The sequence below is a fragment of the Enterococcus avium genome (assembly GCF_002891025.1).
Taxonomy (GTDB): domain Bacteria; phylum Bacillota; class Bacilli; order Lactobacillales; family Enterococcaceae; genus Enterococcus_A; species Enterococcus_A avium.
The window spans coordinates 1,123,378-1,137,259 of sequence record NZ_NBSL01000003.1; the positions used below are offsets into that span (position 1 = coordinate 1,123,378).

Genomic DNA, 13,882 nt, shown 5'->3' on the forward strand with positions numbered 1-13,882 from the left:
CAGCGTTTCGTTACATTGGTCTTAAGTTTTTCTCTAATCGATCAATCATCCAGGCTAGTCGTTTGGTTCTTCCAGCCTCAGTTTTAGCATCTAAGTAGGCTCGGGTATAGGTTTTCTTAACCGAAGGCGACATATTTTCAAAGTTCTTTGAAGCCTCGGCATTTTTCTTCAACAACGCTGCTACTTCCGCAATTTGTTCATCTATAATCGCTGATGGCATCGTCGCATTCGCCCACTGGCCATTTTGCTTTGCTTCTGCGATTTTTTCTCGACCTAAATCTGTCATTAAGCCTTGCTGCTCCAGCTTATCCACGATTTTTTTATTTTTTTCAGACCATTTACTATTTTTACGTCGTGTAGCAAAATATTTCAGATAAGAGTGTTCATCAACCTTTTTCATCACCCCATCTATCCAGCCAAAGCATAGCGCTTCTTCCAATGCTTCCCCAGCTTTTAGACTTTTGACTTGCTTTGTCTTACCAAAAATCAGCCATACACCGCCGCTGGTTGTCGCATTTTCCGTGAGCCACGTTCGAAAGTCTTCTCGTTTTTCAAAAAGTAAGTTATTCTCCATATTAATTATCCATTCCTAAAACGACTGGTGTGGATTTGAAGCCGATACCCATTCGGTCAATCCCCATATCAATTAGTTCTAAGAAATGCTCCCGCGTACGAATACCACCGCTTCCTTTGATTTTGATTCGACCTTTGCACTGGTCCATCATGATCTGGATCACTTCATTAGTTGCTCCTTTACTCTCATAACCCGTGATAAAGCCGGTACTTGTTTTAACAAAATCAGCATTCGCCGCAATCGCACATTCGCAGGCTTGACGAATTTGTTCTTCATTTAATGTATCCGTTTCAAAAATAACCTTCACTGCTGTCCCATGAGCATGACACGTCTCCACGATAATCTTCAGCTCTTTGGTTACTTCATCATATTTTCCACTACGAATCCAACCAAAATTCGCGACAATATCTAACTCATAAATATCCCCTCGCTGACAATACGTCTCTGCCTGCAACACTTTGGAGGCAGTCGTACTCGTCCCAAATGGAAAATCACAAACGACACAAATCTTGGTATCGGTTCCTTCTGTCATCTCCGCTGCGATATCCAAAGAAGATGGGTTTACACAAACCGTTGCGCAATGATAATCAATGCCCTCTTGAATGTATTGTCGAATCTCTGCTTCCGTAAAATCCGGCTTCAATACGGACTGATCAATATACGCACCCAGTTCCTCAACGGTCATTTCACTCGCTTTTTTCATGGTTGGATCCCTCCCGTTTATTTTCACCATATCTGCCATACTTTTGGATAATTAAAAAATAGGTATCTTCCCCAAAAAGACAGCTTAGGCATTTTATGTAAAAAAACTATACTTATAAAATAAGTATAGGATAACCTCAAGGCTTTGTAAACGCTCACTTAGCTATGTTGCTCTATTTACCACCGCTTGTTTTTTTAATTGATTTTTTAAATCATCTAACGATACATTTTTAAAATCTTCATTTTTCATTCGTTTGCGATAAGCTGTTGCTGTTTCTCCAGTCAATTTTTTAAACATTCGGCTAAAAACCACAAGACTATTGAAACCAACCTGCTCAGCAATATTCTCGACGGACTCATCTGTCATAGAAAGTAAAAAAGCAGCTCGATTGATTCGTACCCCCAGTAAATAATCTCTGATACTAATATCCATGTGATTACGAAAGACTCGTGATAGATGACTGCGATTAACCGCTAACCGCCGGGCGATTTCCTCAACAGTCACATGCTCTGCGTAATGAGCTTCAATGTATTCGACAGTCGCTACCGCCAAAGGTGAATAGACCTTTTTATTACCTAAATGACTCTTGCCACCATCTTCTAAGAGAATTGCTAAAAAACGATAGGTCAATTCATTTAAATGCAGCTCATTCGTGAGTGTTTCCTCCACAAATGGTAAACAAGCTAGGATAGTATTGATATATTTTTGCGTATCTGAAGATACCATCGTGTATTGATCCTTTTTAAACTGTGAATGGTGAATGATTTCGTCTGCTGCGGCTCCGCCAAAAGAAAGCCAACCATACATCCACGGATCTTCCCCATCCGCCAAATAGAAGGTTGAGTCACCAGGACGAATCAAAAACAAATCACCTTTTTTTAAATGATACTGTTGATTTTTCACTTGATAGGTTCCCTTACCCTCCATTACGATATGCAGTGTATAATTTTGCCGAATCGCAGGTCCAAAAGCGTGAAAGGGCAGCGTTTTTGAAATTCCGCAATAATCAAAATGCAGATCGGTTTTCAACTGACGCTGTTCCTTTTTTAAAAAAATTGCCTGTTCCATCACCAGTACCTCCATCCTAATCTTCACTCTAAAGTATACATGAAAATAGTGTATTTTTTGATAGTATTCACAACTATTGAATCACATCCAGCTACTTCCGGTTTGCTGCTAAGGGAAAAGCACAAAAGAATGATTACTTTTTTGTTATTCTTGATTGTCACGATACCCTTTTTACTCACTTGAACGCTGAAAATTTATCGAAGCACATGGTGAGCTTTGATTGCATGTTGCAGTATGAATTGAGTATTGTATACTAAGGATATTTCTATCTTATGAATAAGGAAGGTTTAACAATTGATTTCAGGTATTTTTATTTTATTAGGTTTTTATTATTTCTATTTGGCAAGAAAATCCGGCACTTTAACCAGCTCAGCGAGAACAAAGAAAATCGGCATGTTTCTTACAAAACTCACAGTAATTGTGCCATTGATCGCTCTTGCGGTTTTTGTCATTTTATTTATGACTATTTTATCTGGTCGCCTGATCGAAAGAAGTTCCCATGCATTAATTTTACTCGTCTTATGGCTAATACTTACAAATTGTTACGCTTGGATTCTCACCTATTCTGGCGATAAGAACTTTTTAATCCAAACCATTGCAGCAGCAGTGTGTTCTTTGATTTGTATTGTTCTAGTAACACCATTGGGAAGGTATGATTTACTTGTTTATGATTATATTGGCAACTTTTCCTTTGTAATTGGTTTTTCTGGCTTACTTCTTTTTTATCTTAGCCATTATTTTAGAAGACCCGCTCATTTGTAGAAGATCTTCTTCTGTTTTTGAGAAAAAATGCAACAAAAAGTTAAATAGTCGTCACAGAAAGACGTTTAAAAGAAAACGATTTCTTGATAAATTGATTTCAGGGAATGATGATGCTTTTCTTAGAACTTGTCACTTAATCAAGAAATCGCTAAACTTATTAAGACACGAGAAATTTTCCATTACACAAAAAAAGCGAGGTTTTTTTATATGCAAATTACAGAAAAAGATTTTGGTCAAGGTTATCACTTAATTAGCATTGAAAATGAATCCGGTTTCCACTTATCGGTAACTGATTTAGGAGCACGAATCGTCAGTCTAGGGCACGACAAAGAACTGGTACTAAACTTTGATTCAGCCGAAGAATATCTAGAAAGGGATGCTTTTATCGGGGCTTCAATCGGTCGAACCGCTGGTCGAATCGAAAATGGACGCTTCACACTTGATGGTAAAGACTATCAAGTAGCGATTGATCCAGAAACTGGTCATTCTCTTCACGGCGGCAAACCAGGCTTTGAAACGAAAAAATGGGATTATGCAATCGAAAATGGTGATCAGGAAGCATCCATTATTTTCACACTGACTAGCCCTGATGGCGAGCATGGTTTTCCAGGAAACTTGAAGGTGGAGGTTCGACACACCCTGACACAGGAAAATGTTTGGCGTGTGACCACTAAAGCTACCAGCGATCAGACTACCTTGTTCAACCCTACCAATCATGTATATTTCAACCTGACAGGCGATCCTACTCAAGCAATCGATGAACACAAGCTCTGGCTAAATAGTGACTCTGTTGCTGTTCTGCGACCAGATACCATTCCTACGGGCGAAATCATGAATGTAACTGGAACACCTTTTGATTTCCAAACAGAAACAGCTTTGGCTGATATGTTTACTAGTGACTTTGAACAAAAAAATCTATGTAACGGCTTGGATCATCCTTTCTTCTTAAAGGAAAGCGATTTGAACAAACCCGCAGCAAAACTGACTAGCCCTGATGGAACAGTTGAACTAACTGTCTCAACAGATTCTTCTAGTGTTGTCATCTTTACCGCCAACTTTGGTGAAGATGGACCGATGATGCAAGGAAAACAACTCGCTCATCACGGCGGCATCACTTTTGAAACACAGGTCGCACCAGGAGCAGAACAATTTCCTGAATTCGGCTCCATTAAACTGCCTGCGAACACACCATTTGAAACGATTACTGAATATAAAATAAACTTGAAAGAAGCGAATACACATGGAAATTAAACGCGAATTAAACACAAAATTTGCTGAAATTTTTGGTCCCAAAGAAACGACCCAATACTTTTCACCCGGACGGATTAATCTGATCGGTGAACATACCGATTATAATGGTGGTCACGTCTTCCCTGCTTCCATCACTTATGGAACCTATGGTATAGCGGCTCCTCGCGAAGATAAGAAAGTTTTGGTTTATTCCACTAACTTTGAAGATATTGGTGTCATCACCTTTGACGTCGATCAATTGGACTACGATAAAAAAGACAACTGGGCCAACTATGCAAAAGGCATGGTCTTAAAACTGAAGGATGCCGGTCATAAAATTGATCATGGCTTCGAGCTATTAGTAGAAGGGACGATTCCAAATGGTGCTGGGCTGTCCAGCAGTGCTTCCTTAGAATTATTAGTTGGAGTTGTTTTAGAAGATTTATTTGATTTGAAGACCGATCGTCTTGAGCTAGTAAAAACAGGAAAAAAAGTCGAAAATGAATTTATCGGTGTCAATTCAGGGATTATGGATCAATTTGCCATTGGCTTTGGCGATATCGATCAAGCGATTCTGCTGGATACCAACACGTTAAAATACGAAATGGTTCCAGTAAAGCTTGACGGTTACGCAGTGGTGATCATGAACACCAACAAACGCCGTGAATTGGCAGATTCCAAATACAATGAACGTCGCAGCGAATGTGAGGAAGCACTTGCTCGTCTGCAAAAGAAACTGGACATTCAAGCATTAGGCGATCTAGATGAAGCCACTTTTGAAGCAAATATTGATTTGATTGGCGACGACACCTTGATTCGTCGCGCACGCCATGCTGTAACCGAAAATCAACGAACTTTAGAAGCAAAGGCAGAATTAGAAAAAGGCAATTTGGAAGCCTTTGGAAAATTGTTGAATGCCTCTCACTATTCACTTCGCCATGACTATGAAGTAACAGGAATTGAGCTGGACACCTTAGTCGATGCGGCTCAAGCTCAAAGCGGTGTCTTAGGTGCTCGAATGACAGGTGCCGGCTTTGGTGGATGTGCGATTGCTGTTGTCAAAGAAGAAAATATTCCAACCTTCAAAAACAAAGTCTACGACAAATACATGGAAATTGTTGGTTACGCGCCAGATTTCTATGTCGCACATATCGGCAGTGGAACAACAAAGATCGGTTAAACCTTAAAGTAATGAACGCCTCTATCCATCGTTTTGGGTAGAGAGCGTTTTTTGTTATCAAAGAATTTTGCCTTCAAACTATCTTTCGTCTACAATTATGGAAAAGGAGTCTTTCCCATGTCGAGCAAACGATCCATCTTAGAAAAGAAACGGGTTTATATTCCCTTAGCAATTTTACTCGGTGTTTTAGGATTCAGTCCGATGCTCGTTTCTTTATTAGGAGTAAAATCTGAGGATAAACTAAATAAAGACTATTACTCAAACGCTGAAGAACCATTTTTTCAATCGATAGATAAAGACTGAACTTTAACTATATTAAACTAAAAAATTTGGAGCTTATGATGATTAGACGGATTGAAACAATTACTGACGCAGATTTAGAAACCATTGCATCTATTTGGTTAAGGAGCAATTTGGAGTCTCATGCTTTTATTGACCGGAATTATTGGCTCAAAAATTATCAAACAGTTAAGGCGTCCCTCACTACCGCTGATCTTTATGCCTACTATCATAACGAGAAAATCATCGGCTTTCTTGGCTTGATTGACGAGTATATTGCTGGAATCTTTGTATTGCAGGAATACAGATCATTAGGAATTGGTGGGCAATTATTGGCAAGAATAAAAGAGAAGCATTCAAAATTATTATTAAGCGTTTATCAAAAAAATGAACGTGCTGTTCAGTTTTACTTAAAACAAGGTTTCACGATTCTAAAGGAAACAACAGATTATGAAACAACTGAAGAAGAATTTTTGATGGAGTGGATTCTTTGATCCTCTCACGACTAAAATCACTGTAACTTGTAAAAAGTGAAATTTTTCGGCTAATCTTTCATTCAACGACCATTTCTCTTCTTTTTTCATTTTGGGTTTCTTAATAGAAGTCCTACAATTCTATTCCTAAGCTGAGCTATAAAGATTTCTTAACTTCTATATTACAAAATTTCTGAATACGATTTTTTCAAAACCTCCATTTTGACGCGGTTTCCTCAAAAGCATATACTTTCTTTAAAGAGGTGATCCTTTTGAACCTGAAAAAATTCAATAATATGTATACCTATATCGCTATTTCCTATTTTTTCGTCTCACTTTTCTTCGCCTTTCAATCGGGTGCGGTCTTAAAACTAGCAAGCTTCTTTTTTCTAATTTCATTTGGTATCAATGCCTTCAAATCAATCAAAGAAGCTCAAAATCGTTAATCCAATTTTCGTAATCACATATTATTTATAATCATCAAATCCCTTTTTTTCAAATTATCTCTCAATTGTTTATGTTAAAATGGTAAAATACGATTCAAACAAGGAGGTTCTGATGAAAAAAGATTCTGGGTTAGTTTATGGTTTTGGTGCATATATTCTTTGGGGCATCCTGCCGCTTTACTGGAAACTGCTAGGTGGTGTCAGCTCTATTGATATTTTGTTTTATCGAATTATTTGGTCTCTGATTTTTATGTTGCTTTACATGATTGCATTACGAAAGATGCCGACTTTTATTCAAGAGGTCAAAGTACTTTTAAAAAATCGAAAAAAGGTTCTCGCTGTTATTATAGCGGCGATTTTCGTCTCATTAAACTGGGGAATCTTTATTTATACGGTGTCAATTGGACAAGTTCAACAAGCTAGTTTAGGCTATTATATTAATCCATTACTAAATGTACTGGCTGGTGCTCTCTATTTAAAAGAGCCGCTAACGAAGCAAGCCAAGCTGGCTAGTCTTTCGGCACTAACTGGAGTGATATTGTTGACGCTCCAAACCGGTGTTTTCCCCTTCAATTCGCTTTTTTTAGCAACTAGTTTTTGTTTGTATGGATTAACAAAAAAACAGTTGCAGTTGAGTTCTGCAACAAGCATCACCTTGGAAACATTGATTATTGCGCCAATCGGTCTAATCTATTTGTTTTTTATTTCACCGACTGGATTCATGAATTATTCAATGAGTACGAATGTATTGTTAATGGGGGCCGGTGTGGTAACGGCAATTCCTTTGCTACTTTTTGCAACTGCTGTGAAGAAGCTATCTTATATAACGCTCGGTTTTCTCCAGTATGTGAATCCGACCATCATGCTAGTGATGGCAATCTTCCTATTCCATGAACCATATGCCTTGCCGCAATTCATTGCCTTTGCCTTTATTTGGTTAGGTATTCTGATTTTTGTTGCCGGAAATTTGATTCAAGTACGAAAAAAAGGGCTTCGTCCATAGAGACAAAGCCTTTTTCTAAACACTATACAAACTTCAATAATCCTATGGTCTCAATGCTTAATAATTGAACTCATGTAATATCTCGCCTGATCTGAATACTTTGCTCATCTTAACTTTTGCATAATTTGTTGCATAGCACAGCGCTTCTCGACGAGTATTGAATGTTTCCTCGGTCATTTCTCCGACAATCGTTTCTACCTGAACTAAGTATTGATATTCCATATCTTTTCCCCATTTCTTTTCAAAACACGCAACCATCATTTGTATTATCATAGCGAGTTTTCAAGGGAATTTCAATAACCAATGTAATATTATATGACATGAGATAAAAATAATTTGAAAAAAGCAACATTTCACGTAATATTTCTTTACATACGCTTGGACATTAAAAAAGATTCAAACGACATTACGCTTGAATCTTCATAAAATCTCCATTAATGATTTGCTTGAAATTCCTTAATATTTGCAATGACTTTTTGAGCCAAACGAACTTTTGCCATCGAAGTTAGACCGGCGTTGGTTTTTCCGGCAAAAACATTCGGTAACCCTATCACTTCTTCGCCTAATCCTGCTTCAGTATCACTAAACGCATAGTTCCCAGGTTCTGCCAACCATTTTTTTAGCGCTGGCACTTCATGAGACGGCGCAATCGAAACATTCATCAAAATTTTCCCATTGCCAAACTGATTAAAAGCTACTTCATCTAATAGGACAACATTTTTATTCAGACAAGTAATTAAGATATCTACCTTCTCTAACAGCTCATCTAAGGACAAATAAGTCATATTCAATTCTTTTTCAATTTCAGGTTTGCGCGTTCGACTATAATAATTGACGTTCATACCAAAGAACTTCATCGTTTTCGCCAATAAGCTGCCGACTGTTCCCATGCCCACAATGCCGACTTTGACATCGGTCAATTCCATTGGCTCATCCTTCCACATCGCAGGTCCGCGCCCTTGTAATAAACGAACCAATTCACTGATGGCATATTCCTTCACACCTTCATCGCCATAATCACGAACGCCTGTTACCACGATCCCTTTTTTCTCTGCATGGAGAATATCTACGTTCGCATTTTCTGGCGCATACAAGCTAGCACAAATTCCAATATAACGAATATTCGGGCAAGCATCTAAGACTTCCTTATCAATAAAGCTGGTAAAACTCAACATCACACAATCTGCGTCACCTATTCGATCGATAATTGTCGCTGCATCCGTCGGAATATCCTCATAAAAAAAAGTTTCTTCTGCTAGATCCTTGAGTTTTTCATCCCATTCAGGTAATAATTTGGTTGGCTCGATCGCCACCATTTTTTTAAATTTCTCCATGTCGGCCTCCTAAGTAACTCTATTCATCTCATGATACGTCCTACAAATTTCTGCGTCAATAAGCAAGATTTAAACCGCTATCATCAAAAAAGCCCCGTCTAAGACTATTTATACGTAGGAACCAAAAAAAGATGACCACGCTCGGTCACCTTCTTTTACGCTAAATCTTCATCTAAAATTGTTCCTTTGACAACCATATTCGTATCACCGATTAAATAAAGGTCATTCTCGACAACATTCACTTGAAGCTGTCCGCCTAAGACTTCGATCACAACTGGATCACTTTTGACCAGACCTTTTTTAGTCAATGCATATGCCGTTGAGCCGGTTCCGGTACCGCAGGCCAAAGTGAAATCTTCCACACCTCGTTCATAGGTGCGCTCTACCACCGTTTGATCAGACAATATATCATAGAAATTCACATTAGCGCCCTTTTCAAAGGCGGGATGAATTCTCAATTTTCTTGCAAAATCAAGAATCGTTTCTAATTCAGTCATAGCTAAATCCGGTACGTGAACAACTAAATGAGGAATCCCTGGATTTCCCAATTCAACATAATCCACGGTTACCTCTTTCCCATCAACCTGAAGAAGTTTGTCTGCTTCAAAAACGGTTGGTGAGTTCAACTGTACGCGATAGGTCCTCTTGCCCAAACGTTCTGCTGGCACATCACCTGCGATCGTTTCAATGATCATTTTTTCTTTAGCTATCCCTGTCTCAAAGGCCCAGCGCGCCACACAGCGAGCACCATTTCCGCACATTTCTGCTTCAGAACCGTCTGCATTGAAAAAGCGAGCATAAAAATCACCGGATCCGCGGGCTGCCTCTACCGCGATCAAAGTATCTGCTCCAACGGAGACACGACGAGTAGAAACACGAGCCGCAAATTTGGTCAATTGTTCACTGGCAAAGTTCAGTTCTTGATTGTCGATCAAAATAAAATCATTGCCTGCACCTTGTAGTTTATAAAAAGGAATGTTCATTCATCCACCTCATTTCAAGAGTCTTTATTTCAAAAATTCAGGAATTTCTTCATTTTGAATCATCTGATCCAAGGTCTGTCTTTTTACGATAATTTCGGCTTGTCCTGCTTTTGTTAACACAACGGCTGGAATCGCTAATTTGTTGTAATTGCTTGCCATAGAATAGCCATAAGCTCCCGTTGAAAAAGTAGCAAAAATATCGCCAGCTTCAACCACTGGCAGCTCAATATCTTTGACCAAAATATCCGTACTTTCACAGGCCTTACCTGAAACCGTCACTTTTTCCGTTGCTTTAACATCTGCTTTGTTGGCTAAAATCCCTGTATACTCCGCTTCATAAAGTCCCGGACGAATATTATCGGTCATCCCACCATCGATACTGACATATTTTCGCAATCCAGGAAGCTCTTTGATTGCTCCGATTTTGTGTAGGCTGATCCCTGCTTCAGCAACGATACTCCGGCCTGGCTCAATCACAACTGCAGGCTGCGGAAAGTTTTCTGTTTCGCAAAAAGCCAATACTTTTTCCATCATAGGATCTGTAAAATAACTAAAAGGCTTTGGCTGATCTGCATCTGTGTAGCGAACACCGAAACCGCCGCCAAAGTTCAATTCCTTGATTGTATAGTCAAAACGGTCTTTTACCATTTTAACCAAATCTAAAGCAATTTCTACCGCTGCAAGATGGGCATGATTATCAAATAATTGACTACCTACATGGAAATGAAAACCTAAAAAATTCACTTCTGGTGTTTCAATCGCATGTTCGATTTGCGGGAACAAGATCGCCTCATCGATCGGAATCCCAAATTTTGAATCCTTTTGTCCTGTCGAAATAAATGAATGAGTTTGAACATTGACTTCAGGTGTGATACGGAACAAAACATCCACTACTTTTTGTTTTTCTTTGGCGATTGCCGCAATCAGATCAACCTCCTGCAGACTGTCGATGATGATTCGACCAACGCCATAATCAATCGCCATTTCTAGTTCTTCGATTGATTTATTGTTGCCGTTCATTTCAATATGCTCCGCGGGAAAATCAGCTTTGATCGCCGTGTACAATTCACCATCAGAAACAACATCTAAAGAAAAGCCTTGCTTTTCAATAATTTTTAGCATCGCAAGCGTTGAGAAAGCTTTGCTGGCAAAAGCCACACGAACATTCTCATATTTTTCGACAAAATCTCGCTGCAGTTCTTGGCACTTCTCTTCAATCATGGTTTGCGAAAACACATATAACGGAGTTCCAAATTTCTCTGCTAAAGCAACAGTATCGCAACCATCCCACATTAAATGACCATTTTTAGTTTCAAATTCCATCGTAAGCCCCCTCAATTAATTCTCGTTCAATCCAGCAATTAAGTTTACATAGGTTTGAATCCCTAGTAACAGATTTACCTCATCAAATTTCATTTTTCCACTATGCAGCGGATACGTATAGCCCTTTTCTTCATCACGAATCCCTAAGAAGAAAAACATCCCAGGAATCTCCTGCTGATACCAAGAAAAATCTTCCGCGATTAAATATGGTGGAGTTTCCACGTAATAATCAGCCGCAACCTTTTCCAATTTCTTCACCATTTCCGGATCGTTATCAACGACTCGATACATATGATTGAAATCAACCACTGCCTCACAGCCATAGCCTTTAGCAATTTCCCCGGCTACTAATTCCGTCCTTCGAACGACTTCCTCATATACGGCATCATCAAAGGCCCGCATTGTTCCGTGTAAAACAACTTCCTTAGCGACAATATTCATCGCCTCGCCACCGTGAATTGTTCCAAAGGTCAACACCACGTTATCCAATGGTCCGATATTTCGTGCTAAAATACTATTCAAACCAGTAATCACACCGCCAGCAGCAACAATTGCATCTTCTCCGAGCTGCGGCTGTGCGCCATGTGTGCTGACGCCCTTGATTGTGATCGTCACCTCAGCATTACGCGCCATCATTGGCCCTGGTCGACAAGAAATTTTTCCTGCTGGAAGATCTGGAAAGACATGCAATCCCACGATTTCTTCTACACCTAGCTTTTGTAAAATACCGGACTTCATAATTAATTCCGCACCACCTGGTCCTTCTTCCGCCGGCTGAAAGACAAAGACAAGCGTTCCTTGAATTTTTTCTGGATACTTGTGTAAATAGGCAATGAAACCTAGCAGCGTTGCCATATGTCCGTCGTGACCGCAGGCATGCATTTTTCCAGGTGTTTTTGAAGCAAAATCATAGCCCGTTTGTTCTTCTACAGGCAACGCATCAATGTCTGAACGAAAGGCTAACGTTTTACCTGGTTTGGTGCCGTGTAAGACCGCGATCGTACCTGTCTCAATGACTTCATAAGTCTCTGTGACACCAAAGGATGCCAACTTCTTTCGAATATACGCTGCCGTTTGCTTTTCCTCCAATCCTAATTCGGGGATTTGGTGCAATTCGCGGCGCATAGTAGTGACTAACTCTTCTAACTCTTTGACTTCCGTATCGATCATCGTCTCACTCATTTCCATAAAAATTCTCATAATCCTATTTTTTGATTAGAAAATCATTGATAGTTTCTCATATTATAGTACAGATTGCATCAGCGGTCATTAATTTGTTTTTGAAATTTTTCAAAATTAATACATGATTCTCTTTCGTTTAAACGAGTAATTGTGATTTTAAATTCTAAAAATTTACAATTCATTTGATCTCCTCTCATTGTTCTCTTGAGCCTTACTCAATTTTTTAGTACCTATCCCTTAATTACTTGGTACACTTAGTAAAAAGAAATTTGGAGGAACAAAATTGGAAAAAGAAAAAAAGATTATGCCTGTCGACTTTTTATGGTTGGCACTTTATGCTTTTGCAGGGTTTAGTTTGGAATTGCTTCTTGGGTTGGTTAGCAGTGGTTTGAGTCTAGCTGTAAATGCCGGATTGACGGCAATTTTATGGTCAGTTGTTTCTATTTTCTTAATTCATTATGCGAAGAGCCGCTTTAATTTTGATGTTTTTAGCATTTCTCGGCCTCTGGAAAATAAAAAACTTATACTAATTATTTGCTTAGTATTTTCTGTGATCGTAGTTTCTACAATCGGCTTTGGCGGATTCAAACCAGTCGTCGAGTTTAATGGGGAACTGAAGAAAAGTATTATTGCCTTTATTTTTCGTCTATTCTATTATTTTGCAGAATGTAGTTTGATTGTATTAGTCATCGCGTTTGGTCAGAAATTTTTCGAATCTCAATTTGGATTGTCTGAGCGATTTCCTAGTGGAGGATTACTACTTGCGATCACTTGGGGCCTAATTCATTTTCTTCTTCAAGGGTTCAGTGGCGGATTGTATACGATCTTTTTTTCAGTAGTTGCCGGATGTATCTATCTTCTCTGCCAAAAAGATATTCGCTGGACTTATCTTTTTGTAGCGATCGCATTTATTCTTTAAAACGTCCATACATTGATTGTTTTTTCCTGATGTTTTAGAATTTTCTACTACTTATAATGATAGAAATTTTTGTGGAGGTGCACGTTTTTGGCTAGTATTGTATTGGGTATCCGATTTTTACTTGAAATCGCAACAGCTGGCGGGCTTTTTAATGGTATCTTTATCAAAAAAGGTATTTTACAACGAATTCTCTTCGCTGTTTTAACAATTACTATCACACTAGTTTGGGCGAGATATGGTGCGCCAAAATCCCCAACTGTTCTGACTGGCAACGGGAAACTTTGCTTAGAACTGATCGTTTATTTTCTTGGTAGCCTTACCTATTTTTTCCTCTTCGGTACCAAGATTGGTACGTCTTATCTAGTGATTGCTAGTCTTGATCTATGGCTAATGTATCAACTAAACTTACAAGGACATTAGACG

The 13,882-nt window shown here is 38.9% G+C and carries 17 protein-coding genes; 9 read left to right on the plus strand and 8 right to left on the minus strand.

Going from position 1 to position 13,882, the window contains the following annotated elements; genetic code table 11:
- Positions 1–10 precede the first annotated feature (10 nt).
- The 3 genes from AUF14_RS20980 to AUF14_RS20990 form a co-directional block, all read right to left on the minus strand.
- Positions 11–574 carry a YdeI/OmpD-associated family protein gene (locus AUF14_RS20980; protein WP_070503245.1) on the minus strand — a complete coding sequence of 188 codons (564 nt, stop codon included), beginning with the start codon at positions 572–574 and terminating at the stop codon, positions 11–13.
- A gap of 1 nt (position 575) precedes the next feature.
- Positions 576–1,277 (minus strand): deoxyribose-phosphate aldolase, encoded by a 702-nt coding sequence (deoC, locus tag AUF14_RS20985; RefSeq protein ID WP_016178241.1) that lies wholly within the window; start codon positions 1,275–1,277, stop codon positions 576–578.
- Positions 1,278–1,439: 162 nt separating this feature from the next.
- Entirely contained in the window at positions 1,440–2,345 is a 906-nt protein-coding gene (locus AUF14_RS20990; protein ID WP_016178240.1) for an AraC family transcriptional regulator, read from the minus strand.
- A gap of 294 nt (positions 2,346–2,639) precedes the next feature.
- On the opposite strand from AUF14_RS20990, the gene AUF14_RS20995 reads away from it, so the two are divergent.
- The 7 genes from AUF14_RS20995 to rarD all read left to right on the plus strand — a co-directional run bounded on the left by AUF14_RS20995 (position 2,640) and on the right by rarD (position 7,718).
- Positions 2,640–3,107 carry a hypothetical protein gene (locus tag AUF14_RS20995; protein ID WP_070503243.1) on the plus strand — a complete coding sequence of 156 codons (468 nt, stop codon included), beginning with the start codon at positions 2,640–2,642 and terminating at the stop codon, positions 3,105–3,107.
- Positions 3,108–3,314: 207 nt separating this feature from the next.
- Positions 3,315–4,358: an aldose epimerase family protein gene (locus AUF14_RS21000; protein ID WP_016178238.1), complete on the plus strand. Its 1,044-nt coding sequence runs from the start codon at positions 3,315–3,317 to the stop codon at positions 4,356–4,358.
- The gene (locus AUF14_RS21005) at positions 4,348–5,517 is read left to right on the plus strand and encodes a galactokinase (protein ID WP_016178237.1); all 1,170 of its coding nucleotides are present in this window, start codon (positions 4,348–4,350) and stop codon (positions 5,515–5,517) included. Before AUF14_RS21000 ends, AUF14_RS21005 begins: the two co-directional genes overlap by 11 nt.
- Before the next feature lie 117 nt (positions 5,518–5,634).
- Positions 5,635–5,820 (plus strand): hypothetical protein, encoded by a 186-nt coding sequence (locus tag AUF14_RS21010; protein WP_016178236.1) that lies wholly within the window; start codon positions 5,635–5,637, stop codon positions 5,818–5,820.
- 38 nt (positions 5,821–5,858) lie between these two features.
- A complete protein-coding gene (locus AUF14_RS21015; protein ID WP_016178235.1) occupies positions 5,859–6,290 on the plus strand; it encodes a GNAT family N-acetyltransferase in 432 nt (143 codons plus the stop codon).
- A 251-nt stretch (positions 6,291–6,541) separates the two neighbouring features.
- Positions 6,542–6,715, plus strand: coding sequence for a hypothetical protein (locus tag AUF14_RS22645; RefSeq protein ID WP_155856972.1), 174 nt, complete (start codon positions 6,542–6,544; stop codon positions 6,713–6,715).
- A gap of 112 nt (positions 6,716–6,827) precedes the next feature.
- On the plus strand, positions 6,828–7,718 hold the full coding sequence (rarD, locus tag AUF14_RS21020) for an EamA family transporter RarD (RefSeq protein ID WP_016178234.1): 891 nt from the start codon (positions 6,828–6,830) through the stop codon (positions 7,716–7,718).
- A gap of 57 nt (positions 7,719–7,775) precedes the next feature.
- Here the strand turns inward: rarD and AUF14_RS22650 are convergent, their stop codons facing one another.
- The 5 genes from AUF14_RS22650 to AUF14_RS21040 all read right to left on the minus strand — a co-directional run bounded on the left by AUF14_RS22650 (position 7,776) and on the right by AUF14_RS21040 (position 12,528).
- Entirely contained in the window at positions 7,776–7,940 is a 165-nt protein-coding gene (locus AUF14_RS22650) for a hypothetical protein (RefSeq protein ID WP_016178233.1), read from the minus strand.
- 212 nt (positions 7,941–8,152) lie between these two features.
- Complete coding sequence (locus tag AUF14_RS21025) at positions 8,153–9,052, minus strand: NAD(P)-dependent oxidoreductase (protein WP_016178232.1); 900 nt, start codon at positions 9,050–9,052, stop codon at positions 8,153–8,155.
- 155 nt (positions 9,053–9,207) lie between these two features.
- Positions 9,208–10,035 (minus strand): diaminopimelate epimerase, encoded by an 828-nt coding sequence (gene dapF, locus AUF14_RS21030; protein ID WP_070503241.1) that lies wholly within the window; start codon positions 10,033–10,035, stop codon positions 9,208–9,210.
- Between the two features lie 24 nt (positions 10,036–10,059).
- Positions 10,060–11,358: a diaminopimelate decarboxylase gene (lysA, locus tag AUF14_RS21035; protein WP_016178230.1), complete on the minus strand. Its 1,299-nt coding sequence runs from the start codon at positions 11,356–11,358 to the stop codon at positions 10,060–10,062.
- A 15-nt stretch (positions 11,359–11,373) separates the two neighbouring features.
- Positions 11,374–12,528, minus strand: coding sequence for a M20 metallopeptidase family protein (locus AUF14_RS21040; protein ID WP_171030586.1), 1,155 nt, complete (start codon positions 12,526–12,528; stop codon positions 11,374–11,376).
- Between the two features lie 295 nt (positions 12,529–12,823).
- Here AUF14_RS21040 and AUF14_RS21045 point away from each other — a divergent pair, with 295 nt between their 5' ends.
- Positions 12,824–13,459 carry a hypothetical protein gene (locus AUF14_RS21045; protein WP_016178227.1) on the plus strand — a complete coding sequence of 212 codons (636 nt, stop codon included), beginning with the start codon at positions 12,824–12,826 and terminating at the stop codon, positions 13,457–13,459.
- A gap of 87 nt (positions 13,460–13,546) precedes the next feature.
- A complete protein-coding gene (locus AUF14_RS21050; RefSeq protein ID WP_102866637.1) occupies positions 13,547–13,879 on the plus strand; it encodes a DUF2568 domain-containing protein in 333 nt (110 codons plus the stop codon).
- Positions 13,880–13,882 lie beyond the last annotated feature (3 nt).